Raw genomic sequence first — 23,792 nt, 5'->3', positions numbered from 1 at the left:
CCCGAAGATTTAAGATTCAGTTGATGGAAAGGCCGATATTCAGCCGATGATGCCCATGATGTCGGATTCCTTCATGATCAGAAGGTCTTCGCCATTGAGCTTGACTTCGGTGCCCGACCACTTGCCGAACAGGATGCGGTCGCCAGCCTTGACGTCCAGGGGCACGAGCTTGCCAGCTTCGTCGCGGGCGCCGGAGCCGACGGCGATGATCTCGCCTTCCTGCGGCTTTTCCTTCGCCGTGTCGGGGATGATGATCCCGCCGGCGGTCTTGGATTCGGATTCGACCCGGCGTACGACCACGCGGTCATGAAGCGGGCGGAACTTCGACTTTGCCATGTTTTCTTCCTCGATGAGAACGGTGAGAAACAGTTCCTCCGTCCGGCGAAGCCGGACAATCTACAAAGCCCGGCGGTACCGGACCTGTGGTTAGCACTCACCCAGGGCGAGTGCTAACGTGGCGGTGAAATAGGCTGCTGGCTGGCGAGAGTCAAGGCGCGCGCGAGCGGGCAGCGGCGCGAAATTTTGTTTTCCGCGAAAGCCCGCTCGCAGAACGTGCCAGTTGCCGCTGGCCTTTCATGCGAAATGCGCCGGTTCCTCCCGCAATCGACGGCAAAACAAGGCGCGGAGGGGTGCTCTGCCGCTATCGGTCAGAGATCCTGCCGCCCGATACTTCGATACGCAAGACGTGTCGATGTCACGGGAGAGGGGCGCGAAAGCCGCCGCCGAAAACTACAGAAACAATCTCAGCTGCGTATGGATGATGGACCTGTAGTCGTCGATCGTGCGGCGGCCTTCCTTCTCGTCCTGCGTCAGCGCTAGCCGCACGACGCCGCCGGCAAGCTGGAAGATCAGGAACACCACACGCGCGAAGTCTTCGCGCCGGTCGGGCCGCAGCATCGGAGCGACGTGGTCGCAGAACATCTTGGCCTGGTGCCTTGTCTCAGCAATGTCGAGGTTCTGCAGCGCCTTGTCAGCCTGTATCGCGTTCTGCAGATCCTGGATGGCCGGGTCGTCGGCCACGCGCCGGTAATAGTCCTCGATCATGCGGTCCGCGGCAGCCGTCACGTCCTCAAGCCCACTTATTTCGGCGATGATCTCGCCGAAGCGTGCGCGGCTTTCCTCCGAGAAGCGCTCATAGAGCATCGCCAGTATCGCCGATTTATTGGGAAAATAATGGTAGACGGTGGCGATCGGTCCTCCCGCCAGAGCGCCCACTTCCTTCATCGTCACTGCGTCGATGCCTTTTTCGCCGATCAGCCGCATGGTCGTCGAAAGGATCGCGTCGATGCGTTCGCGGCTCCGCTCCTGCTTGGGCCTGCGCCTCGGCGCCGTCGCCATCCGCCTTGCTTCCGCCATGCGCCCAATCTCTCGCGAGAGCTTCAAAATTCCCGGTTGACAAGAAACATGATCAAGTATCAGTTTCGTAATGCTGACAAGTTGTCAGCTTTTTTATCGCACTGCAAGGACGTTGGGAGGCGCCTCGTGACTGCGACGCAAGCCGTACAAGCGGAAAATGGCGATTGGCTGGTCGGCAACCCGACCGGCGTCGAGCTCGGCTCCGCATTATGGATCGGCTCGGTCGGGCTGCTGATCCTCGGGCTTCAGCCCGTGCTGCTTGGCGCGCTTTACACCGAGGGCCATGTCAGCGGCGATGAACTGGCGCTGGTCGCCACGGCGGAGATGATCGCGATCGCCATCGGTTCAGCCGTGGTGGCGATGCTGCTTTCCGCGCGCAACATGCGCTGGAAAAGCGCCGTCCTTTTGATCCTGCTGGCCCTGGCGAATGTGTGGACCGCCCATGCCGCAAGCGCCAATGCGCTGATCGCCGCCCGCGCCATCGCCGGGCTGGCTGAGGGCGGCCTGGTCGCGATCGCCACCGAACTGATCGCCCGTTCGCGCCGGGCGGAGCGCATCGGCGGCTATTTCGTGACGCTGCAGACCCTGGCGCAATGTGCGCTCGCTCTGCTTTTGGCACTCTATGTCATTCCCGAGGCGGGGTCGTCCGGCGGCTTCATCGTGCTTGCCGTCGTCTGCGTCGTCTCGCTGGCGGCCGCTTTCACCGTACCCGGTGACTACGCCGACCTGCCGAAAGAGGAGAACCTGGCCAATGTGCTGACGGTTCCGTCGATCACCGCGCTATTGTCGGTCTTCTGCTACTTCATGTTCTTCGGCGCGATCTGGGCCTTCCTGGAACCGCTCGGTGCGCAGTATGGGATTGATAGCTGGACCGTCGGCCTGATCGTCTCGGCCAGCCTGGCGACGCAGGTCCTGGGCGCGATGACGGCGACCGTGTTCGAGGCGCGCATCGATTACCGCATTGCCATTACGGCCATCGGTGCCGTCGCGCTGGTCTCCTCCCTTGTTCTTGCCAGCGCACCTGGCCTGACGACATTCTGGATCGCCGCCTTGATCATGGGCTTCATCCTGTTGTTCATCGTACCTTATCAGATCCGGCTGACGATCACGGCGGACGAGACGCGTACCGCCGTGCTGCTGGTGCCGGCTGCACAGCTCTTCGGTCTGGCGATCGGGCCGGTCGCGGCGTCGCTGCTCATCGACGGCAAGGATTTCCGGCCCGTGCCGGAATTCGCCGCGGCAAGCGCGTTTGCCAGCGTGGCCCTGCTTGGCCTGTTCGTGGCCACTATGCGCCGTCGGCGCGCCTGACGGGACGGCTGGATGTCGACGATCACCGCGCGGAACTGGAGCAACTGGTCGGGCTTCGTGCGCGCCGAGCCGAAGCTGGTCGCCACTCCAACCGACGCCGGCGAGCTTGCCGATCTGGTGCGCACGGCACCTGGGCCGCTGCGCGTGGCGGGTGCTGGCCACTCCTTCACGCCGCTGGTGGCATCGCAAGGCTCGATCGTTTCCCTGGAGAAGATCGAGGGGCTGGTCTCGCACGATGTACAAAGCCATCGCGCGCGGGTGCGGGCAGGGACGCGGCTCGGCCCGCTGATGCACATACTGCAAGGCCTGGGCCAGGGCCTGCCCAATATGGGCGACATCGACCGCCAGGCGATCGGCGGCGCGCTGGGCACCGCCACCCATGGTTCCGGGCCGGCGCTGGGTGCTTATCACACCCAGTTGGAGACGGTGCAGATCGTGGACGGACGGGGCGAGTTGCGCGAATTCGATCGGACCCGCGACCAGGACATGATCCAGGCGATGGGCGTTGCGCTCGGCTCCTTCGGCATCTTGACCGAAGTCACGCTGAACAACATCGCGACCTACCGGCTGCGCCGCCGCAAGTGGGTGCTGCCGATCGCCGACATGCTGCGCGATTTCGAGACGATGATGGCCGCGCACCGGTCGGCCGAATTCTACTACATCCCGTTTTCCGGCTACGCGCAGTTCATCGCCAGCGACCTCAGCGACGCGAACCCGACCACCAGGCCTACCGAGCACGACGAGGCCGGCCTGGCGACGCTACGCAAGCTGAGCAGGGCGCTGCGCCGGCTGCCATGGCTGCGCCGCTCCTTGATCCGCGGCGCCGTGAAGAAGGTGCCGGCCGAGGATTATGTGCAGGACTGGCTCAACGTCTATGCCAGCGACCGGCAGACCAAGTTCAACGAGATGGAGTATCATCTGCCCTTCGAGGAGGGGCCGAAGGTGATCACGCAGATCATCGAGCTGACCGAGAAGCACTTTCCGGAAGTTTATTTTCCGATGGAGGTGCGCTCGGTGGCACCCGACATGTTCTGGCTTTCGCCCTTCTACAAGCGTCTGACCTGCTCGATCGCCATTCACCACGATGCCGCCAACGACCCTGAGCCCTTCATGCGGGCGGCCGAGCCGATCTTCCGCAGGCATGGCGGCCGGCCGCATTGGGGCAAGATGCACAGCCTAAAGGCGGCGGATCTCAAAAAGCTCTATCCGCGCTGGGATGATGCCATGGCCGTTCGGGGAGACATCGATCCCGAGAACCGTTTCGTCTCGCCCTACATGGCCGGCCTGTTCGGCATCGGCCAATGAGCGGCTATTTCACCGCGCTGTCGGATGCGTTGAGGGCGGCCGGCGTCTTTCAGCCTTGTCTCGTGCTCGACCGCGACCGGCTGGACCGCAACATCGACCTGGTGAAGCAGAGACTGGCGCCCGGCCTTGCCGTGCGGCTGGTCGACAAGTCGCTTGCTTGCCTGCCGCTGCTTTCGCACATCGCCGGGGCGCTCGGCACCCATCGCTTCATGACGTTTCATCCGTCGATCACAAGGGCCGTGCTCGACGCTTTTCCCGATGCCGACATGCTCTACGGCAAGCCGATGCCGGTCGGCGCGGCAAAGCAGGCGATTTCAAGCAGTACCGCCGACTGGTCGCGTATCTGCTGGCTGATCGACAGCGAGGAGAGACTGGCGGAATACGGCGCTCTGGCCGCCGAACTGGACGTCGGGTTGCGCATCGCTTTCGAGATCGATGTCGGGCTGCATCGGGGCGGGTTCCCGGAACCGCGCGCGCTGTCGAAGGCATTGAACGCGCTGCCCGCCCGGCTGCGCTGCGAAGGCGTCATGGCCTACGAGGCGCACGCGCCGCACATTCCCGGTCTGTTCGGCGGTCCCAAAAAGGCGCTGGCAGAGGCGTCGCAGCGGGCCGCGGCGTTCATCGCGGCTCTCGGCGAGGACCAGCGCCGAATACTGAACATCGGCGGCTCGAAGACGGCACTGCTTCACCATGGCGGCATGGCCAACGAAGTGTCGATCGGGTCGGCCTTCGTGCTGCCCGGGGATTTCGACACGCCCGGCCTCGACGGCTTCCAGCCCGCGGCCTTCATCGCCACGCCGATCCTCAAGGTGGTCGAGCCGATGCTGCCAGGCCCGCCGGCGGTCACCCGCCTGCTGCAGACGGTCGGCCGGTTTCCGCGCAAGGGTTGCTATCTCTATGGCGGCAAATGGATGGCCGAACCGGTGTTTCCCGAAGGCATGAAGGCCAATGGCCTGCTTGGCCTTTCTTCGAACCAGCAATTCATGGGCCTGCCCGGCGATGCCACCACCAGGTCCGGCGACTACGTCTTCCTGCGTCCGACGCAAAGCGAGGCGGTGCTGCAGCAGTTCGGATCGATCGCGGTCTTTTCGGGCGACAGCCTCGTGGACCGCTGGCCCGCGCTGCCGATGGGGTAGGGCATGGTGCCTCGTTACGATGAGGCCAAACCAGACGCTTCGATGTAACAGACCGACCGACAACCCAAAGCCACGATGCGCTGGCGGCCAGCAGCCGCATGCTTGGAACAGTCAGCGAGCCTATCCGCCTCCAGACGGGGTCATCGTTGACCGGCCTTCTCGGCGAGATATCGAGTAGCCAACGCGATTGAATTGGGGATCGGTGTCGATCCTCTATAGTTGGCAATTTGGCGCCTGGAGATTTCCAACTGGAGCGCCATCCCCTCAAGCGAGAATTTCAGCAGATCGTCCATGATATGGCGGAATTCCCGGTTCTCCATACCAATTGAGGGCAGGGTATCGATCCATTCGGCTGACAACTCGATTCCCCCGTCCCACTCGATTGCATTGCCGTCTTCGTTAACCCGCATGGTTCCAAACAGCTCGTCATCGTCGCGAAGCGGAATGAAGTGTCGATGGCTATTCAACACTGGATTCAGGTCAACCGTATTGGAGCGGCCGTCTCGCCAGGTGATGCGCACGCGGCGGCCATCAATCATGGTGACCGAGGCGATCCTGGGGAGCGGATTGCCGACTGTTACGATATCGTCAACCATTGAGGCGGGTCCATTCATTGCGCAACTCCTCTTCATGCGAGTTAGCCCAAGCGATTACGGCATCGAGGTCTTTGCGACGCATTTGGCCACGCAACACGTTCCATGAGCCAATTCTGATCAGGACTTCATACTCACCCTTCAACGCGTGAAAGTGAGGCGGGTTATGGTCATCCGCAAAGACCTGAATCTTGATGCCGTCGAGAACCTTCAAAGTGGGCATGTGGCTGTTCCATCGCGCCAAATTTAATGCAGAGGGTGCACTAAATCAAGCGAAAGTGCACTGGGTGCACCAAAGCGTCGCATTTCATCAGTTTGATCGATATTGCGCGTGACGTAAATCGACGACCCCGGCCCTGCGTTCTCGTCCGCGCGGCCGCCGTTGTAGCTACCGGATTGAGCTCGGACGGTCGCGCCGAACGGCCGGCCTTGGGTAGCGTTTCAGCGGTAGCGCGCCTGGTTCCAGCGGTGGCCAAGCAGCGACAGGATGATGATCAGCCCGTTGAAGAACTGCACATAGAAGCCGCTGAGGCCGGCAGCGACGACGCCGGTCTGGATGAACGCCACCGTCAGCGCGCCGATAGCGCCGCCAAGCACGGTACCGATGCCGCCCCAGGTCGGCGTGCCGCCGACGAACACCGAAGCCAGCACCGGCAACAGATAGCCGTCGCCGGCGGTTGGCCACCAGGTGAAGTTGATCATCGTCGAGAAGGTGCCGCCGATCGCGGCCCCGATACCGACGAAGACGAACACCTTGACCTTCACCCGCTTGACGTCGATGCCCATCTGCTGGGCGCTGTCGGGATTGTCGCCGACCACCTTCACCTGCGCGCCGAAGCGGTGGCGGTTGTAGAGCAGCGCGGCGAACACGACGAAGGCGAGCGCCCACAGGATCTGTACCGGAATCCCGTAAACCTGGCTGGAGAAGATCGTATAGGTCCAGCTTTGCCCGAGCGTCGGCAGCGCGGTCGACTTGCCTTCGTTGATGATCTGGATCAGCCCGCGCAGCAGGAAGTTCATGCCGAGCGTGGCGATCAGCGACGACAGGCTGCCATAGACGACCAGCACGCCGACCAGGAAGCCGAGCAGCATGCCGGTGGCGAGTGCTGCGACGATGCCGAGGAAGGGATCGTAGCCGGCCTGAACGACCAGCGCGAAAACCCAGGAGGCAAAACCCATCGTCGCCGGAAACGACAGGTCGATCTCGCCGGCGGTGACGACAAAGACCAGCGGCACGACCACGAACAGCGCGACCGGCAGCGTGGTCAGCACGGAGCTGTAAAGAAACCAGGTGGTGAACACGGTCGGATTGGCGATGGTGAAGGCGACCATCATCACCGCGAACACGCCGAGCGTGCCCAGCGCCGCGCGATTGTCGAGAACGAAGCCGCGCAGCAAATGATCGGACGGATGCTTCCATGCCGCTTCGCCCATTTCGGCATGGGGCGAGGTGGCTTGGCGATTGGGTTCCGCGATGTTGCTCATGGCCTTGTGTCCTCCGCGCGCTGGGCTTCGCTCAAGCCGGGCAGTCCACCGGGATGCGCGAGGTCTTCCATGAAATTGACGAGCGTGTCGGCCGACTTGATGTCGCGTTTGTCGACCTGTAGCGCCACAGTGCCACGATCGAGCACGACGAAACGGTCGGCTATGTCGAAGACATGGTGGATGTTGTGGCCGATGAACAGGATCGAGCGCCCGCTCGCCCGCACCTGGCGCACGAAGTGGAAGACCTTGGCGGTTTCGGTCAGCGACAGAGCTGTCGTCGGCTCGTCGAGGATGATCAGGTCGGCCTGCTTGTAGATGGCGCGCGCGATCGCCACGCCCTGGCGTTCGCCGCCGGAAAGCTGGCCGACGACGGACTGCGGCGTGAACACTTTCGAAGTGAAGCCGATCTCGCGCATAAGCCGGCTCGCCTCCCTGATTTCGGTGCCGACCTTCAGCCAGCCGAGGAAACCGGTGAGTTCGCGTCCCATGAAGATATTGCGCACGATGGTCTGCTGCACGGCCAGCGCCCGGTCCTGGAACACGGTCTCGATGCCGGCGTCGCGCGAGCGCGCCGCGTTCCAGCCGGTGACCGGCTTGCCGCGAACGAGGATCTCGCCGTTGGTCGGCTTGACCGCGCCGGCGAGGATCTTGATCAGCGTCGACTTGCCGGCGCCATTGTCGCCGATCAGTCCGACCACCTCGCCGCGGTCGACGCTGAGATTGACCCCGCCAAGCGCGTAAACCTGGCCGTAGGATTTCGTGATGTCGCGCAGTTCGATGATGCGTTCGGCCATCGGGTCCTCGCTTGCTTGTCGCATGCCGGGCCTCGCCGGCGGTCCCGCCGGCCGGGCCTGAGCCCCCGGCCGGCGGCTTGGGAGGTCAGCGCAGTGCCTGCTTGGCCAGTTCGGCGACGATCTTGTAATTCTCAGGCGTGACGAAGCCGGCGCCGGTATCGACATTCATCGGTGCCAGCCCCAGCACCACTTGCTGGCAGAGGCTGAGGATCGGCAGATAGCCCTGCATGAACGGCTGCTGGTCGGCGGTCAGTTGCACCCAGCCGCCCTTGAAGGCTTCCACGATCTGCGGGCTGGTGTCGAAGCCGAAATTGAAGATGTCGCCCGGCTTCCGGCCCGCCGCCGTCATATAGGTCTGGACGTTGCCGAGCATCTGTCCGCCGGGGTAGCCGACGGCCTTCACGCCGGGGTTGTTGAGCAAGGCGGCGGTGATCACCGGGATCGCCAGATTCGGATCGGCTGCCCATTCGGTTGCGGAATTGATTTGAACGACATCGATGCCGGCCTCTTTCAAGGCGGAGACGGTTCCTCGCTCGCGGGCGCCGCGGCTCTCGTTCTCGAACGGGCCGATCATGATCGCCTTGTCACCGGCCTTGAGCTTGGCCAGCTTGAAGGCTTCCGCGCCGAGCGCGCGGCCCTGCTGTTCCTGCTGCGCGCCGACATAGCCGCCGCCGAAGGCCGTCACCACCGTCGGCACCGGCACGTTCTGGTACATCATCTTGATGCCGTCCTTATGCGCCTGTTCGGCCAGCGGCATGATGGCGGCGTCGCCGGGGTGGCCCATCATGGCAATACCGTTGGGCTTGACGGCGACCGCCTCGCGCAGCTGCTGGACCATTTTTTCGATGTCCCAGCCTGAGAAGATGTAATCCACTTTCGGTCCGAGATCGGCCGCAGCCTGCCTGGCGCCATTGTAGACAATGGTGCCGAAAGCGTCGCCCTCGGCGCCGCCGACGAAGAAACGGATGTGGACGTCCTTGCACCATTGCGCGTCGAGCGCCTGTGCCGGCAAGGTGGAGATGGCGGCGGCGAGCGCCGTGGCGGTCGCCACCACGGTCGTGCGCAGAAGTGTCGTTCTCTTGGCGATGCTCATGCACGTTCCTCCCTTTTGTCCTCGCGAGCGAGGGTTTCGACATCTGCTTCGGCAATCCCGTCCGGCTCCTCCCGCCGGCCAATCCTCACGTCGGGTTCGGCAGGTAGCTCAGGCCTCCCCTGCATTGCTGGAGGTATTCCAGCGCGCGGACCTGGCCTGTCATTTCAAGATCGTCGCGATAGACCGGGTCGTGCCAACCTTCGATGTCGATGGCGCCCTTGTATCCGGCCAGCCGCAATTCGCTGATCACCCGCGTCCAGTCGCTGTCGCCGAAGCCGGGCGTGCGCATCTGCACGAAGGGCAGGCGGCCGAAGACGCCGTGCTCGCGTATGACATCCCAGCGCACCGTCGCGTCCTTGCCGTGGACATGGAAGATGCGATGCGCCCATTTGCGGATCTGCGGGATCGGGTCGATCAGATAGACCAACTGATGGCAGGGCTCCCATTCCAGACCCAGATTCTCATCCGGCAATTCGTTGAACATCAGTTCCCAGGCGTCCGGATTATGGGCGATGTTCCAGTCGCCGGCGGCCCAGTTGCCATCCATGGCGCAATTCTCGAAGGCGATGCGCACGCCCTTGTCGGCCGCGCGTTTGGCCAATTCGCCCCAGACTTCGCGGTAGCGCGGCAGGCTGTCGGTCAGCGGCTTGCCGCGGATGCGGCCGGTAAAACCGCTGACCAGATTGGTGCCGAACAGATGCGCGCTGTCGATCGCCGTTTCCCAGGCCTTGAGCACGCCGCGGTCGGTGTCGCCGCTCTCGAGTGGATTGCCGAACACGCCGATCGAGCTGACGCTGACATCGGCATCGCCGATCGCGTCGCGGATCTCGCCGGCGAGCCGCCCCAGGTCCTTGCCGCCCAGCGTCTGCCAGAAGAAGGGCTGGACGCTCTCGAAACCGAGCGGCAGGATCTGCCTGACATAGGCGGCCGGGTCTTCGAGATTGGCCCGCACCATGGTGCCGATCCTGATGTCGAGAAGCGGGTCCGCCATGGTCATCCTTCCTGCCTGGGGATTTCGATCCGGCGCCCGGTCTCGGCGCTTTCGATCGCCGCGAAAACCATGGCCAGGCTCTTGATATTGTCGGCGCCGCGCGTCTCCGGCTCGGTGCCGGTTTCCACGGCGCGGACGAAATCTTCCATGACGCCGAGATGCCCGCCGATGCGGTCGGCAGGGTCGAGCGGCGGCACCGCTACCGACACGACCTTGTCGAGCAGGCCTTCGCGTTCCGGCAGCACGGCTTCGGCCTTCAACTCGTCATGACCATCCCAGGTCAGGCTGCCGCGTTCGCCGACGATGCGCCAACTGCCTTCCCAACTGGTGCGGAAACCGTCGGCGCACCAACTGCCGCGATAGGTGAACATCTTGCCCTGGCCGAGCTCGAAGGTGGCGCTTGCCGACGATCCCTGCCGGTACCAGGAATTGGCCGGCTCCCATTCCCGGCAATACACTTCGGTCGGCTCGCCATCGACCATGTAGCGGGCGGCGTCGAATGTATGGATCGCCATGTCGAGCAGCAGCACATGGCGCATGCCTTCGCGGAAACCGCCGAAATGCGGCGCAATGAAAAAATCGGCATGGATGCTGGTCGCAGCGCCGATGGCGCCGGAGCCGAGGAAGCGCCGGATGCGCCGGACGTTGGCGACGTAGCGGCGGTTCTGCACCACGGCATGGATGCGCCGGGCGCGCCGCGCATCGTCGATGATGGCGCGCGCATTGTCCGGGCTGTCGGCCAGCGGCTTTTCCGTCAACAGATGACAGCCATGGGCAAAGGCCGAATTCGCCACGGCGCGACGGGCGGCAGGCACGACCACGTCGAACACCGCATCGGGTCTGGTCTGGGAGAGAACGACGTCGAGATCGGTCCCGATCGCGACCCCGGCGAGGTCGTATTCGCGTGCCCGCTGGCGCGCCCTGTCGGCGTCGAGGTCGACGAGACCGACGATCTTGACGGCAGGGGATTGGCTGATGGCCTCGAGCCAGGTTTTGCTCATGGCTCCGCACCCGACCAGGACGACGTGCATCATCCAGCGCTCCTCCGGCCAACCCCTCCTGGCTGGCACCCACGGCAGTCCGTAAATGACTTCCGTAAACGTTTACGATGACACACCCGATGGCATATATTGTCAATCGGATTTGTACCGTCGGCTCTGAAACGCCTTGGCCGCACGACCGGCTGGTGCTAGCCAGAAGCAGGAGGGGGAGGTCTTGGCGTCCAGCATTCACGATCTTGCGCGGCACCTGAACATTTCGATCGGTACAGTCTCGCGCGCGCTTAACGGGCGCGCCGACGTGAACGCCGAGACACGCCAGCGCGTGCTCGAGGCGGCCCGGAAGCTCAATTATTCACCGAACCACTCGGGCAGGAACCTACGCCGCGGCACCACCCATGCCGTGGCTTTCATGCTGCAGCCGCATCCGGGCGACCAGCAGTATGGCGAGCCGTTCTTCATTCCGTTCCTCACCGGACTGCAAGCGACATTGGCCGAGTGCGGGCTGGACCTGATCATCGTCATGGGCGCGCCGGCGGATTATCAACAGGAGCGGCTGCGCCGCGTCGTCGAGACGCGTCGTGCCGATGCCGTCGTACTGGCCTGGACGCGGCGCGAGGACGATCGCATCGACTATCTGAGCAAGGCCGGCTTTCCCTTCGCGACGCTCGGCCGAAGCCGGTCCGGCGACGACAGCTATCCCTCTCTGGATCTGGATTTCGAGAAGGCGGGCGCCGATGCGGTCGACCGGCTGGTTGCGCGTGGCCACCGCCGCATCGCCGCCATCCGGCCGTCGCTTGACCTGAATTTCGGTTATCTGTTTCTGGAGGGTTATTGCAAGGCGCTGCGGCGGCACGGCATCGAAGTCGATCCCGGCCTGATTGTGGACGGTTTTATCAACGAAGCCGGTGGCTACGCGGTGACACCGCAAGTCATGCGGTCGAAGGATCCGCCGACCGCGATTATCTTCAACAACGACTCGATGGCGCTCGGCGGCTGCAAAGCGCTCGCCGAAATGGGGATCAAGCCCGGGCAGGATGTCGCGGTGATCGTCATCGTCGACACGCCGCTCTGCCGTTATTTCTCGCCGGCGCTGACCGGCTTTCGTCCGAGCCTTGACCCGATGGGGCGGCGGCTCGGCGAAATCCTGCTCGCCTCGCTCCCGGCTTTCGCCGGCGCGAAAGGGCCAGAGATCATTCGCGAGGTCTGGCCGCTGGAACTGGTGGCGCGCGATAGTGATTGACCACACGTTTGTATCGTTATAACAGAACATGCATCGACCTTGCCTCGACGCTGCCTGCATCCTAGGCTGCGACTCGTGATGGTCCCCGCGCCGCAAGGCGAGGGGTGAAAAGGGAACATGGTGAGGCCCGATTTTCGGGTCGAAGCCATGGCTGCCCCCGCAACTGTAAGCGGCGAGCAAAATCCGAGAAGCCACTGGCCGGCAAGGCTGGGAAGGCAGGATGGCGCAACGACCCGCGAGCCAGGAGACCTGCCATCTGCATGGGTTGACCGGACGGGGTGTGCCGGGAGGAGACGCGGGGTTCGGTCTTGTCGACCGGTTCAAGCCAGCTTCCTTCCGTCGCCATTTTTGAAAGTGACGGAAGTTGGACGGCTCCATCGATCGCATTCACTGCATTCCCATGCATCGCATCATCGTGTGCACGCTTTGCCGCGATATCGCCACCGAGGTGAATTCAGGCCAGCGTCCGGCAGGATTGGCAAGCAAGACGCTGGCCCGTATTCCGGCAGGCCCTGCAAGGAATTGCCCATGACCGCGCCGCTTCTCGAGGCCCGCGACCTGGCCGCGGCGGCGGATGGCCTGCATCTGGTGCATCCGGTCAGCCTTTCGGTGGCGGCGGGCGACCGTCTCGCCATCATCGGTCCCAACGGCGCCGGCAAGACGACATTGCTGCGCATGCTGTCGGGCATGCTGCGGCCGAGTTCGGGCGAAGTGAAGCTCACCGGGCGCCTGCTGGACAGGATTTCGACCGCCGAGCGGGCGCTGCACATCGCCGTCGTCGGCCAGACCGATCAACCGGATCCACGGCTGGCGGTGATCGATTATGTCGAGCTCGGCCGGGTTCCGCATACCGGCCGCAGGCACAGGAGCGAGGAACGCGACATTGTCGTCGAGGCGCTGCGCCGGACCGGGCTGTTGCCGCTGCTTGGCCGCACCATCGGCTCGCTGTCGGGCGGCGAGCGCCAGCGCGCCCAGCTTGCCCGCGCCATCGCACAGGAGCCGAAGATCCTGTTCCTCGACGAGCCGACCAACCATCTCGACCCGCGGGCGCGCAGCGAGTTGCTCGAACTGGTTGCAGGCCTCGGCATGACCGTGATCGCGGTGCTGCACGATCTGGCGCTGGTGACGCCTTTCGCCACCAGGGTCGCGGTGATGGGCCATGGCCGGTTGCATGTGCTGGCGCCGCCACGCGAAGCACTCACTCAGCAGCTGATCCGCGAGATCTTCGGTGTCGACGTCTTTAGGTTGCGCCACCCGACGGAGGACCGCGAGCTGACGGTGTTCGAGGTTCCGAACCGTGCCGCGCCATCTTCGTGAGCGCAGATCCAATTCCCGTGCAACGAAGGAGCAACATCCGTGAAACGCCTTGCCGTATCTCTTGCCTTCTCCCTGCTGGCCTCTACGGCCTTCGCCTTTCCGGTGACGGTCGACAGCTGCGGCAAGTCGCTGACCTTCGACGCGCCTCCAAAGCGCGCTGTCATTCACGATCTCAACATGGCCGAGATGGCCTTCGCCCTGAAGCTGCAGCCGTCGATCGTCGGCCTGACCGGCATCACCGGATGGTACAAGGTCGGCCCCGAATTCAAGGCCGAGCAAGGCTCGATCCCGGAACTGGCGCCCAAATATCCGACGCTGGAAAACCTGGTCGCTGTCGAGCCCGACTTCTTCTTCGCCGGCTGGTATTACGGCATGAAGCCGGGCGGCGAGGTGACGCCCGATACGCTGGCGCCACACGGCATCAAGACCCTGGTGCTGACGGAAAGCTGCGTCCATCTCGACAAGAACCGGCCTGCCGCTTCGATGGACCTGCTCTATGGCGATGTCGAGAAGCTGGGCAAGATCTTCGGCAAGGAGGCCGAAGCGGATAAGCTCGTCTCCGGCTGGAAGGCGCAGCTCGCCGAAATCGCCGCAAAGGTCGGCGACCGCAGGGGAACGCGCGTCTTCCTCTATGATTCCGGCGAGGACAAGCCGTTCACATCAGGCAAGTTCGCCATTCCCAACGCCATGATTTCCGCGGCCGGCGGCGACAACATCATGGCCGACATGGACACCAGCTGGGGCAACACGGATTGGGAGACGGTGGCCTCGCGCAATCCGCAATTCCTCATCCTGCTCGACTATCAGGATGGCGGCGGCTACCGGAAGCTGCTCGATTTCCTGAAAGCGCATCCGGCAATGAAGGAGATAGACGCGGTCAAGAACGAACGCTTCGTGGCGCTTCGCTATGCCGAACTGACACCCGGACCGGCCAACATCGAAGCGATCGGCAAGATCGCCAGGGCGATGCATCCGGAAGCATTTTAACCGGGAAGATGACTTTGCGGCACAAGGCATTCGTATTGGCCATGATGGCGGCCGCGTCGGCTATGGCCGCGCTCGCGCTGCTATCGATCGCCTATGGTTCGACGATGATCCCGCTGGGCGACGTCGTTGCAGCACTTGGCCATGCGATCGGATTGAAGGGGCATGACGTGTCCGGCCCGGTCGGCAGGATCGTCGTCGACCTCAGATTGCCGCGCACCATCCTGGCCATCTGTCTCGGCGGCGGCCTGGGCGTGGTCGGCGCGCTGTTGCAGACGGTGACGCGCAACGATCTTGCCGATCCGTTCCTGTTCGGTCTCTCGTCGGGAGCCGCCGCCGGCGCTGTCTCCGTCATCACCGTCTTCGGCGACAGTTTCGGGATCTGGACGCTACCGATCGCCGCGTTCACCGGCGGTATTCTGGCGGCTTGCGTTGTGCTTTTGCTGGTTGCGCGGGTGAGGGGACAAGGCCCCGAACGGCTGATCCTCGCCGGACTTGCGGTCTCCTTCATGTTCACCGCATTGACCAATTACCTGGTCTTTGCCGGTGACCAGCGCGCCGCCCATTCGGTGCTGTTCTGGACGATGGGCGGGCTCGGCCTGGCGCGGTGGGACAATATCTGGCTAGGTGCGCTTGGGGCCGGCACGATTGCGGCGTACGGGCTGTGGAATCATCGCCGGCTGGACGCTTTCCTGGCCGGCGAAAATGCCGCCGAAAGTCTTGGCGTGCCGGTGGCGCGAATGCGACGGACGACGTTTCTGGTCGCCGCGTTTTCGACCGCGATCCTGGTTTCGGTCGCCGGCGTCATCGGCTTCGTCGGCCTCATGATCCCGCATCTGTCGCGGCCGCTGGCTGGTCCGCTGCATCTGCGCCTGATCGTAAGTTGCGCGCTGTTCGGGGCGGTCCTGTTGCTGGCAAGCGACCTTCTGGCACGCACATTGCTGCCGCCGCAGGAACTGCCGATCGGCATCATCACCAGCTCGCTCGGCGCCTTCTTCGTTGTCACCATGCTGATCCGTAACCGCTTGTGATGGGTGTAGCGGCAGCCGAAAATCATCGGACGCAGCCATGATTGTGCTGCACGGCTGCCATGCACGTTTGCTGGCTTCTGGAACAATGCCGGACTTGAATGATAAGCACGCTTATTATATATGCCACTCATGGTTTCCGAAGGCGTAGACAGATTGGGATTTTTGATCCACGACGTGCAGCGGCTGATGCGAAAGCGCTTCGAAGCGCGCGCCAGCGGCCTTGGCCTGTCCTCGGCGCAATGGCGCCTGATGGTTCGCGTCGCCAAGGAAGCGGGCGTTTCGCAGGCGCGGCTTGCTGAACTGCTTGAAATCGAGCCGATCAGCGTCTCGCGGCTGGTTGACCGGATGGAGGAGGGCGGCTGGATCGAGCGCCGCTCCGACGCCGCCGACCGCCGCGTGCGCATGATCTTCCCAACTCCCAAGGCAAGTGCCGCGTATGCGGAGGTCAAGAGCCTCGCCGGCGAAGTCTATGAGGAGTCGCTGACCGGCGTTTCGCCGGACGATCGCCGCGTCCTGATCAGGGCATTGGATGCGATGGCACAGAATCTCGCGGATGGCGATTCACCGTCCTGCGACAAGGTCAAGAATACGGAAGGCGCAGCAGCATGAACGCGGTAGCCAAGGTCGACGAAAACGCCGCCAAAGTGGAAATGGAAGCGCCGCAGCAGCCGGCCGCGGCCCCTGTTACAATGACACCTCCGGCAGAGCCGGCGCCGGTGCCAAAGAAGAAGCGCCGTCTCGGCCGCTTCTTGTTGATGTTCGCACTGCCGGCGGCGTTGGTCATTGGTGGCGGCTATGTCTGGGTCACTGGAGGGCGCTACCAGGAGACGGAGAACGCCAACCTGCAGCAGGCCAAGGTATCGATCGCCTCGGACACGGCGGGCCGCATCGTTCAGGTTGCGATCTCGGACAATCAGAGGGTGAAGCAAGGCGATCTTCTCTTCGCCATTGACCCCGAGCCTTACCGAATCGCACTTGCGCAGGCCGACGCGGCGGTGGCCGCCGCGCGGCTCAACGTCGAACAGCTGCGCGCCGCCTACAGCCAGGCCATGGCGCAGGAGAAATCCGCCAGCAGCGAAGTTGCCTATGCCCAGTCGCAATACGACCGTGCCGCCGATCTCGCCCAGAAAGGCATCAACGCCAAGTCTTCGCTCGATGAGGCCAGGAACGATCTCGATAAGGCAAAGCAGCAGCTTGCCGTCGCCCAACAGGGCATCGTCAGCGCCAAGGCGGCGCTGGGCGGCAATCCCGATATCGAGACCGACAAACATCCGACCGTGATGTCGGCGCTCGCAGCGCGCGACAAGGCTGCCTACGACCTGGCGCAGACCACCGTGAAGGCGCCTGCCGATGGCGTCGTCTACCAGGCCGCGTCCTTCAAGGTCGGCCAGTATGTCGGCTCCGGCACGCCGCTGTTCTCGCTGGTCGAGACCGGCGATACCTGGATCGACGCCAATTTCAAGGAAACACAGCTGACCAATATGAAGCCGGGCCAGAAGGCAGAAATCGTGGTCGACACCTATCCGGGCAGGACCTTCGAAGCGACCGTCAAGGCTATCGGCGCCGGCACCGGAGCGGACTTCTCGCTTCTGCCCGCCCAGAACGCTACCGGCAACTGGGTCAAGGTCACCCAGCGCATTCCGGTCCGCCTGGAGCTGAGCGATCCCGACGCCAAGATGATGCTGCGCACAGGCATGAGCGCGGCCGTTACCGTCGACACGGGCGTGGCGCGCGGCCTGCCTGGCATTTTCGGCCACGCCACGGCTGGCGAGGTCGCGAAGTAAATCAGCGGAAGCCCGCGGGGATCATGCGGGTGGACGCACTGAGCAGGGGGATTGGTCTGATGGGAGGAGTTAAAGGGTCAGCCTTCGGGGCAAACCGCATCGCGGCTTGATCGAAAGCTGAAATCTTCGACACGGACCCGTCGGTCCTCATGTTTCCGGGCGGCAGGCATCCGCTCAATCGAGACTTTCGGTCGATGTAACCCCCACATCGATAATCGCGTCCCACCGCGATGAGGGTCTCTCAACGGAAGGCTTTGCCGCCCGGAAACCCTGTGTACACGTTTTTGTTACCGGCTGGAAGTTCCGCATCATGAGCACGCCAGAACCTTTCAAAGAAGTGCCGCATCGTGGCCTGATCACGGTTGCGCTCATGCTGGCGACGATCATGCAGGCGCTCGACACCACGATCGCCAACGTCGCGCTGCCGACCATGACCGGCGATCTCGGCGCCTCGCCCGACAACATCAACTGGGTGCTGACCTCCTACATCGTGGCGGCGGCGATCATGACGCCGGTCACCGGCTGGCTTGCGGACCGTTTCGGCCGCAAGGAACTGTTCCTGACGGCGGTGGTCGGCTTCACCATCTTCTCGATGCTGTGCGGCCTGGCCTGGAGCCTTGAAACCATTGTGTTGTTCCGGCTCATGCAAGGCGTGTTCGGCGCCGCGATCGTGCCCCTGTCGCAGACCTTCCTGCTCGACATCAACCCGAAGGAACGCCACGGCCAGGCAATGGCCATCTGGGGCGCCGGCATTATGCTGGGGCCGATTCTGGGTCCCACGCTTGGTGGCTGGCTGACCGAGAATTTCAGCTGGCGCTGGGTGTTCTTTATCAACCTGCCGGTCGGCATCGTCGCCTTCCTCGGCATGGCCGCTTATCTGCCGGCCATTGCGCGGCGGGTGCGAAGCTTCGATTTCTTCGGCTTCGCCATGATATCGCTCGGCGTCGGCGCTCTGCAGCTGCTGCTCGATCGTGGTGGCGAGGTCGACTGGTTCTCGTCGGTCGAGATCTGGATCGAGCTTGGCCTTTCGATAACCGGCTTCTGGGTGTTCATCATCCACACGATGACCGCGGAGCATCCCTTCATCGACCCCAAGATCTTCCTCGACCGCAATTTCGTGACCGGGCTGGCGTTCATCTTCGTCATGGGCGTGCTCATCCTGGCGAGCATGTCGCTGCTGCCGCCGATGCTGTCGACCATCTTCGGCTATCCGACCATCACCATCGGCATCGTGATCGGGCCGCGCGGCGTGGGGACGATGATCTCGATGCTCGTCGTCGGCCGGCTCATGAGCAAGGTCGACGCCAGAATCCTCGTCGTCATCGGCTTCCTCCTGACCGCGCAGTCGCTCTACACGATGGCCGGCTTCTCGCCCCAGATGGACAACTGGCTGATCATCACTTCCGGCATCATCCAGGGCCTGGGAATGGGAATGGTATTCGTGCCGCTGTCGACGGTGGCCTTCGCCACGCTTGACGTGCGCTTCCGCACCGATGCCACGGCTTTGTTCAGCCTTGTGCGCAACCTCGGCTCGTCCATCGGCGTATCGGTCGTGACGGTGCTCATGGTGCGCAACACACAGATAAATCACGCCGAGCTTTCCACCTTTATCAATCCGTTCAACCCCAATCTGTGGGCGGTTTCGCCGGCGGCGGCCGGCGGCGACCAGATGGCATTGTCCCAGGTCGACAGGATGGTGAACATCCAGGCGATGATGATCTCCTACGTCAACGACTTCAAAATCCTGATGATAATGACGCTGGCCGCCATTCCGTTCGTGATCCTGCTGCGCAAGCCGAAGACGGCGCCGGCTGGCGGCGCGCCGGCGGCACATATGGATTGATATTCGCCGACGGCTGTCCGCTGCCGGCGATGGCTTTGCTACCTTCCGAGCACCAGGGCCCAGTAGCGGAGGCCGGGGTCGCGGCCGTCGCGGACATAGGCAAGCCCGAAACGACTGAAGTCCGGGTCGAGTATGTTGCGCCGGTGGCCGGTCGAATGCATCCAGATATCGAACAGTTTCTGCTGGTCGAAGCGGCCTTCGGCGATGTTCTCGGCCGCAGCGCCGTGCACGCTATTGTCCTTCATGCGCGAGGCGAAATCCTTGCCCCAGCCGGTGGTGTGACTCATGCGCGTCCGCGACGCCATGTAGCCGGCCTGCTGCAACGCTGCCTGTTCGAGCTGGGTGTCCGCGGTCAGCGGAGTCCGCCCGGCCGCAGCGCGCAAGTTGGCCAGGGTGGCCGTGGCGGAGGAAGAGACACCTGCGCCCTCACCGGTGGGCACGGAAACGGTTGTGCAGGCGGCAAGCCCGGCAATGGCCGCAAGGCCGATCAGCAAGGAGCGCCTTGTCCGGCGCGGTTCTGGAGGGAGGTCGATGACAGTGTTCATTCCTGCCTGCATAGTCGCGATCATGGCTTTTGACGGGCAAGCCGAAAAAACTGTCGAGGAAATTGATGCCTTGGCCTTCGCTGATCGCACCGCGTAGTCTTCAAACGTTGCGTTTGGCCATCCAGCTTCGAATGGCCCATCATCCGAGAAATCCGATGCCCAAGATCGCCTGGCTTCTGCCGGGCAGCGATGACAATCCCGTGATGGCCTGTCCGGAACCATCGAATTGGCGACAGCCCCTGGCAAATCGGGTATGCTGTTACATCTACTAATGGCAGCTACGGGCGGCCATCACGGTGGTGACCGCCCCCGACAACGGGAGGAAGCTTATGGCCAGCTTTCATGTCATGGCGGACGCGCGTGGTATGCATGTGCAGCCCACGGTGCGCCACATCACCACATCGGACCTCTGGGATGCGCTGCGGCTCGGTGCCGAGGATTTCTGGGCAAAACCGTCTCACTACGTTTTCCTGTGCCTGATCTATCCCATCGTCGGCCTGATCCTGACGCAGTGGACGTCTGGCTCCAACGCCATTCAGCTCGTCTATCCCTTGATGTCGGGTTTCGCCCTTGTCGGCCCTTTCGCCGCGCTCGGCCTCTACGAGATCAGCCGCCGGCGCGAGCTCGGCATGAACACCAACTGGCGACATGCCCTCGATGTCCGCCACTCGCCCGCGGTGCCTTCGATCGCGGTCATCGGCATCATGCTGTTCGTGCTGTTCCTGTTGTGGCTGTTCACCGCGCAGTCGATCTACACCAGCCTGTTCGGCGACCAGCCGCCGGCTTCGATCGGCGCCTTTGTCGGCGACGTGCTGACGACCAGCAAGGGCTGGACGTTGATCCTTCTCGGCAACGCCGCCGGCTTCGTTTTCGCCGTGATCGTGTTGGCCACCACTGTCGTCGCCTTCCCGCTGCTGCTCGACCGTGACGTCGGCGCCGTTTCGGCCATAGAAACCTCGGCCCGGGCGGTGATGGCAAATCCGCTGCAGATGGCTCTTTGGGGCCTGACGGTCGCGGTGCTGCTGGTGATCGGTTCGATCCCGCTGTTTGCCGGGCTCGCGGTCGTTATGCCTATCCTTGGCCATGCCACCTGGCACCTCTACCGCAAGGTGGTGGAACCGGAGCGGACCCAGCAGACAAGGCGGCCGATGTAGACCAACGCCGGGACCGCCGCCCTCAGCGCTGTGCGTCGGTCGCCATCTTCAGCGCCAGCGCCGTCAGCACCCCTCCCATCATCCAGCGCTGGATGACCAGCCACAAAGGCCGCCCGGCGAGAAACGCGGCGATCGAGCCGGCCGTCACCGCGATGATGGCATTCACGGTCAGGCTGATCGAAATCTGCGTCGCGCCGAGCACAAGAAGCTGAGACAGGACATGGCCTTTGCCAATGCTGATGAATTGCGGCAGCAGCGACAAATAGAGCACCGCCACCTTCGGATTGAGCAGATTGGTCATCAGGCCCATGGCGAACAGCTTGCGCGGCCCGTCTTTCGGCAGGTCGCGCACCTGGAATGGCGAGCGTCCGCCCGGCTTCACGGCCTGCCAGGCCAGCCACAGGAGATAGAGCACGCCGGCAAAGCGCAGCGCGTCATAGGCGAAGGGCACGGCCAGCAGCAGCGCCGTGATTCCGAATGCCGCCGACAGCACATAGAAGAGAAAACCGACGGCGACCCCGCCAAGCGAGATCAACCCGGCCTTCGGCCCTTGCGACAGGGAGCGCGAGATCAGGTAGATCATGTTTGGACCCGGCGTCAGCACCATGCCCAGGCAGACCAGCGCGAAGGCGAGGTGGTTGGCGGTATCGGGCATTGTTCGTCCCCAGGCGTGCCGCGATGGATGCGATCCAGCGTGCGGCATTATGTGCCTGTTGCGGCAGGCGCCCACAAGGGCTTGGCGGCGTCAGGCGTTGCGCCAGAGTCCGGTTAACCGACCACGCGCAGGTTCGACAATTCGTTGCCGATTTCCTTGAAATCGTTGGACAGGCTGGCGCCCGTCGCATTCCAGAACAGCTTGGCGGGTTTGCTCGGATCCGCCGGGTCCTTGCGGAAGCGCGAGTCCGACGAGCATGATTTCAGCGCATCGATGGCGTTCTTGTCGGTGGTCTTGGTCGTGGACAGGTCGAGAGCCACCGTCATCACCATGATGTTGGCCGCCTTGGCGTTGTTGCAAAGCGTCGTCATCTGCTCGTTGAGCGCGCTGGTGTAATTGCCGTTCGAATAGTCGAACTGGCCGATGGCGCTGGATGTACCCATGAACAGGCGCCCGACCGAGGTGCCGGCATAGCCGGGCTTGAGATAGCCGTAGGACGCGTAGGTCGACTTCGAATCGGCGGGGTCGGAATAACTGAGCGAGGAAGGCGTGTAATAGGTGTTGGCGCCGTCGGTCAGCACGATCACCACCTTGTCGTTGCCTTTTTCTGTTTCCGGGCGCCCCTGCGTGAACGGCTCGCCGCTCGAGACCACCCGCCAGCCCCAGCCCATGCCCTCGGGAACATTGGTGCCGCCATCCGGCTGCATCAGGTCGATCGCGGCTTTGATCGTAGCGAGCCCATCGGCGACGCTGACGTCGGTCAGCGGCGTGATCGGGTTGGTAGTGCAACTGTAGTTCGGGCCGTTGCCTGCGGGCAATACCGGTGCATCGATCGGCCGCGGCTGGAAATACTTGGTCATGTTGCGCAGCCGGGCTTGGCCGCTGCTGCTCGAAGGATCGTCGTTCCACCAGCTGTTGATGGCGCCGTAGGTCTTTGGCGCGGCTTCGTTGGGATCCTGGGTGATCTTCCAGTGATTGCCGGGTTCATCCGGGGCGAACATCGGCACGAACATCGTCGCCGGATCGCCCACGCCTATTCCGGTGTTGGCCGAGCCGCCGGACGGCGGGGCGTCGTTGACATTGTAGGGGTAGGGCCGGGCTTCGACACAGCCTTGCCAACTGGCGAACGGACCGTAGGAATCGACATAGTCGTATGCGTCGTAACTGCGCTTGCAGGTATTGTTCCAGTTGTATTCAGCACAAACAACGTGCTTGCTGTTTTTAACACGCTCATGGCTGGTGACGACCTTCATGTCGCGGTAGAGCGAAAACCGGGTCAGCATCTGGCCTTCCTCGTCGCCCCAGCCGGTGCCGCGTTTGTACCAGATGCCGTTGGTCTGCTGGGCGTATTTGTTGGCGGCGTTCAGCGTCGACCAGTCGAAATTCTCGTTCGACACCGGTGACAGGCCCTCGGTGTCCATCCAGGACGCATTGCCATTGCCAGGACCGACATTGACCGAGGCGGCAAAGGGTACGAGGCCGAACTGCACCGGCTTGTCGACCTGCTTGATCATCGCGGCCTGTTGGGCAAGCGTGTCGACCAACTGCTTCGCCGCGGTCTTGAGGAGATCGATGCGCTTCTGCCCCGAGCCGGTTCCGGGCGTGACCATCGATCCGGAATTGTCGAGCACCAGCGCTACTTCGAGCGTGTTCTTCAGCCGCACCTCCGAGCACGCGGTGAAGCCGATATTGGTGGCGCCGGTGCCGCCGAGCAGTATCTTCGCCGTCGGCAGGAAGTAAGGATTATAGGTCAAGGTGCCGCAAAGCTTCATTGTTCCGCCGCCAGCGGCGTTGCTGGGCAAAGTGAGGTTGAGCGTCGTGTTGGCGGGATCGACATCGTTCAGATTGGCATTGAAGAAGTCGAGCGCATAGGCCCTCAGCTGGTCGTCGGTGGCGCCTTCCGTCACGCGGCGCGCCGTGGCGAAGTTGGCGGCGTCGAGCGCGTTCAACACCGTCTGCTTTTCGCGGTTCATTTCCGTGAAGTCGACCGCGAGCGCCAGCCCGCCCATCAGCGGGACCATCGCGAAGGCTGTCATGAGAGCATAGTTGCCGCGCCTGTCGCGGCGGAATTGACGCCAGATTTCACGCATGTCTTGCAGCGGCCCCCGCCGGCGGATTCTCGATCGACGCCAGCTTTCCACAAAACGCTGAAGGACGGGTTTGGGAAACCGCTCGAT

Annotated in this window: 23 protein-coding genes and 1 riboswitch; of the genes, 11 read left to right on the top strand and 12 right to left on the bottom strand. The window is 63.4% G+C overall.

Annotated elements, in window-relative coordinates; translation table 11 throughout:
• Positions 1-39: 39 nt before the first annotated feature.
• Positions 40-336 (bottom strand): co-chaperone GroES, encoded by a 297-nt coding sequence (gene groES, locus FJ949_RS06500; protein ID WP_006203049.1) that lies wholly within the window; start codon positions 334-336, stop codon positions 40-42.
• Positions 337-729: 393 nt separating this feature from the next.
• The gene (locus FJ949_RS06495) at positions 730-1,356 is read right to left on the bottom strand and encodes a TetR/AcrR family transcriptional regulator (protein ID WP_181165128.1); all 627 of its coding nucleotides are present in this window, start codon (positions 1,354-1,356) and stop codon (positions 730-732) included.
• A gap of 126 nt (positions 1,357-1,482) precedes the next feature.
• On the opposite strand from FJ949_RS06495, the gene FJ949_RS06490 reads away from it, so the two are divergent.
• From FJ949_RS06490 to FJ949_RS06480, 3 genes are read left to right on the top strand one after another with little or no spacing between them, the layout of a single operon-like run.
• The gene (locus FJ949_RS06490) at positions 1,483-2,664 is read left to right on the top strand and encodes an MFS transporter (RefSeq protein ID WP_140494272.1); all 1,182 of its coding nucleotides are present in this window, start codon (positions 1,483-1,485) and stop codon (positions 2,662-2,664) included.
• A 12-nt stretch (positions 2,665-2,676) separates the two neighbouring features.
• A complete protein-coding gene (locus tag FJ949_RS06485) occupies positions 2,677-3,969 on the top strand; it encodes a D-arabinono-1,4-lactone oxidase (RefSeq protein WP_140494270.1) in 1,293 nt (430 codons plus the stop codon).
• A complete protein-coding gene (locus tag FJ949_RS06480; RefSeq protein ID WP_140494268.1) occupies positions 3,966-5,105 on the top strand; it encodes an alanine racemase in 1,140 nt (379 codons plus the stop codon). The genes FJ949_RS06485 and FJ949_RS06480 overlap by 4 nt, the downstream gene beginning before the upstream one ends.
• A 140-nt stretch (positions 5,106-5,245) precedes the next feature.
• On the opposite strand, the gene FJ949_RS06475 is transcribed toward FJ949_RS06480, so the two are convergent.
• From FJ949_RS06475 to FJ949_RS06445, 7 genes are all read right to left on the bottom strand, one after another.
• Complete coding sequence (locus tag FJ949_RS06475; protein WP_181165127.1) at positions 5,246-5,701, bottom strand: DUF2442 domain-containing protein; 456 nt, start codon at positions 5,699-5,701, stop codon at positions 5,246-5,248.
• Positions 5,694-5,921, bottom strand: coding sequence for a DUF4160 domain-containing protein (locus FJ949_RS06470; protein WP_140494264.1), 228 nt, complete (start codon positions 5,919-5,921; stop codon positions 5,694-5,696). The genes FJ949_RS06475 and FJ949_RS06470 overlap by 8 nt, the downstream gene beginning before the upstream one ends.
• A 218-nt stretch (positions 5,922-6,139) precedes the next feature.
• Positions 6,140-7,183, bottom strand: coding sequence for an ABC transporter permease (locus FJ949_RS06465; protein WP_140494262.1), 1,044 nt, complete (start codon positions 7,181-7,183; stop codon positions 6,140-6,142).
• Positions 7,180-7,977 (bottom strand): ATP-binding cassette domain-containing protein, encoded by a 798-nt coding sequence (locus FJ949_RS06460; RefSeq protein WP_140495029.1) that lies wholly within the window; start codon positions 7,975-7,977, stop codon positions 7,180-7,182. The genes FJ949_RS06465 and FJ949_RS06460 overlap by 4 nt, the downstream gene beginning before the upstream one ends.
• A gap of 85 nt (positions 7,978-8,062) precedes the next feature.
• Entirely contained in the window at positions 8,063-9,070 is a 1,008-nt protein-coding gene (locus FJ949_RS06455; protein ID WP_140494260.1) for a substrate-binding domain-containing protein, read from the bottom strand.
• Between the two features lie 85 nt (positions 9,071-9,155).
• Complete coding sequence (locus tag FJ949_RS06450; protein WP_181169909.1) at positions 9,156-10,061, bottom strand: sugar phosphate isomerase/epimerase; 906 nt, start codon at positions 10,059-10,061, stop codon at positions 9,156-9,158.
• A gap of 2 nt (positions 10,062-10,063) precedes the next feature.
• Positions 10,064-11,095: a Gfo/Idh/MocA family oxidoreductase gene (locus FJ949_RS06445; RefSeq protein WP_140494256.1), complete on the bottom strand. Its 1,032-nt coding sequence runs from the start codon at positions 11,093-11,095 to the stop codon at positions 10,064-10,066.
• A 181-nt stretch (positions 11,096-11,276) separates the two neighbouring features.
• On the opposite strand from FJ949_RS06445, the gene FJ949_RS06440 reads away from it, so the two are divergent.
• The 7 genes from FJ949_RS06440 to FJ949_RS06410 all read left to right on the top strand — a co-directional run bounded on the left by FJ949_RS06440 (position 11,277) and on the right by FJ949_RS06410 (position 19,261).
• On the top strand, positions 11,277-12,302 hold the full coding sequence (locus FJ949_RS06440) for a LacI family DNA-binding transcriptional regulator (RefSeq protein ID WP_140494255.1): 1,026 nt from the start codon (positions 11,277-11,279) through the stop codon (positions 12,300-12,302).
• Between the two features lie 62 nt (positions 12,303-12,364).
• A riboswitch (cobalamin riboswitch) is annotated at positions 12,365-12,574 on the top strand.
• Between the two features lie 256 nt (positions 12,575-12,830).
• Positions 12,831-13,619: an ABC transporter ATP-binding protein gene (locus tag FJ949_RS06435; RefSeq protein WP_140494253.1), complete on the top strand. Its 789-nt coding sequence runs from the start codon at positions 12,831-12,833 to the stop codon at positions 13,617-13,619.
• Between the two features lie 39 nt (positions 13,620-13,658).
• Positions 13,659-14,606: an ABC transporter substrate-binding protein gene (locus tag FJ949_RS06430; RefSeq protein ID WP_140494251.1), complete on the top strand. Its 948-nt coding sequence runs from the start codon at positions 13,659-13,661 to the stop codon at positions 14,604-14,606.
• 8 nt (positions 14,607-14,614) lie between these two features.
• Positions 14,615-15,634 carry an iron ABC transporter permease gene (locus FJ949_RS06425; protein WP_181171752.1) on the top strand — a complete coding sequence of 340 codons (1,020 nt, stop codon included), beginning with the start codon at positions 14,615-14,617 and terminating at the stop codon, positions 15,632-15,634.
• Between the two features lie 129 nt (positions 15,635-15,763).
• Positions 15,764-16,243 carry a MarR family winged helix-turn-helix transcriptional regulator gene (locus tag FJ949_RS06420; protein ID WP_140495025.1) on the top strand — a complete coding sequence of 160 codons (480 nt, stop codon included), beginning with the start codon at positions 15,764-15,766 and terminating at the stop codon, positions 16,241-16,243.
• Positions 16,240-17,418 carry an HlyD family secretion protein gene (locus FJ949_RS06415; protein ID WP_140494249.1) on the top strand — a complete coding sequence of 393 codons (1,179 nt, stop codon included), beginning with the start codon at positions 16,240-16,242 and terminating at the stop codon, positions 17,416-17,418. Before FJ949_RS06420 ends, FJ949_RS06415 begins: the two co-directional genes overlap by 4 nt.
• A gap of 310 nt (positions 17,419-17,728) precedes the next feature.
• Positions 17,729-19,261: a DHA2 family efflux MFS transporter permease subunit gene (locus FJ949_RS06410; RefSeq protein WP_140494247.1), complete on the top strand. Its 1,533-nt coding sequence runs from the start codon at positions 17,729-17,731 to the stop codon at positions 19,259-19,261.
• A 38-nt stretch (positions 19,262-19,299) separates the two neighbouring features.
• Here the strand turns inward: FJ949_RS06410 and FJ949_RS06405 are convergent, their stop codons facing one another.
• The gene (locus tag FJ949_RS06405; RefSeq protein WP_140494245.1) at positions 19,300-19,806 is read right to left on the bottom strand and encodes a CAP domain-containing protein; all 507 of its coding nucleotides are present in this window, start codon (positions 19,804-19,806) and stop codon (positions 19,300-19,302) included.
• Positions 19,807-20,135: 329 nt separating this feature from the next.
• Between FJ949_RS06405 and FJ949_RS06400 the strand changes: the two genes are divergently transcribed.
• Complete coding sequence (locus FJ949_RS06400) at positions 20,136-20,960, top strand: DUF2189 domain-containing protein (protein ID WP_140494243.1); 825 nt, start codon at positions 20,136-20,138, stop codon at positions 20,958-20,960.
• Positions 20,961-20,982: 22 nt separating this feature from the next.
• Here FJ949_RS06400 and FJ949_RS06395 read toward each other — a convergent pair whose 3' ends face one another.
• Together FJ949_RS06395 and FJ949_RS06390 are read right to left on the bottom strand one after the other, a co-directional pair.
• On the bottom strand, positions 20,983-21,615 hold the full coding sequence (locus FJ949_RS06395) for a LysE family translocator (RefSeq protein ID WP_140494241.1): 633 nt from the start codon (positions 21,613-21,615) through the stop codon (positions 20,983-20,985).
• Between the two features lie 113 nt (positions 21,616-21,728).
• Entirely contained in the window at positions 21,729-23,705 is a 1,977-nt protein-coding gene (locus tag FJ949_RS06390; RefSeq protein WP_181172053.1) for a TadE/TadG family type IV pilus assembly protein, read from the bottom strand.
• Positions 23,706-23,792: the final 87 nt, after the last annotated feature.

The sequence above is a fragment of the Mesorhizobium sp. B2-4-1 genome (genome assembly GCF_006442185.1).
In the GTDB taxonomy this organism is placed as follows: Bacteria; Pseudomonadota; Alphaproteobacteria; order Rhizobiales; family Rhizobiaceae; genus Mesorhizobium.
Note: the sequence above shows the minus strand (reverse complement) of the source record. Positions and strands in the feature narration are given on the sequence as shown.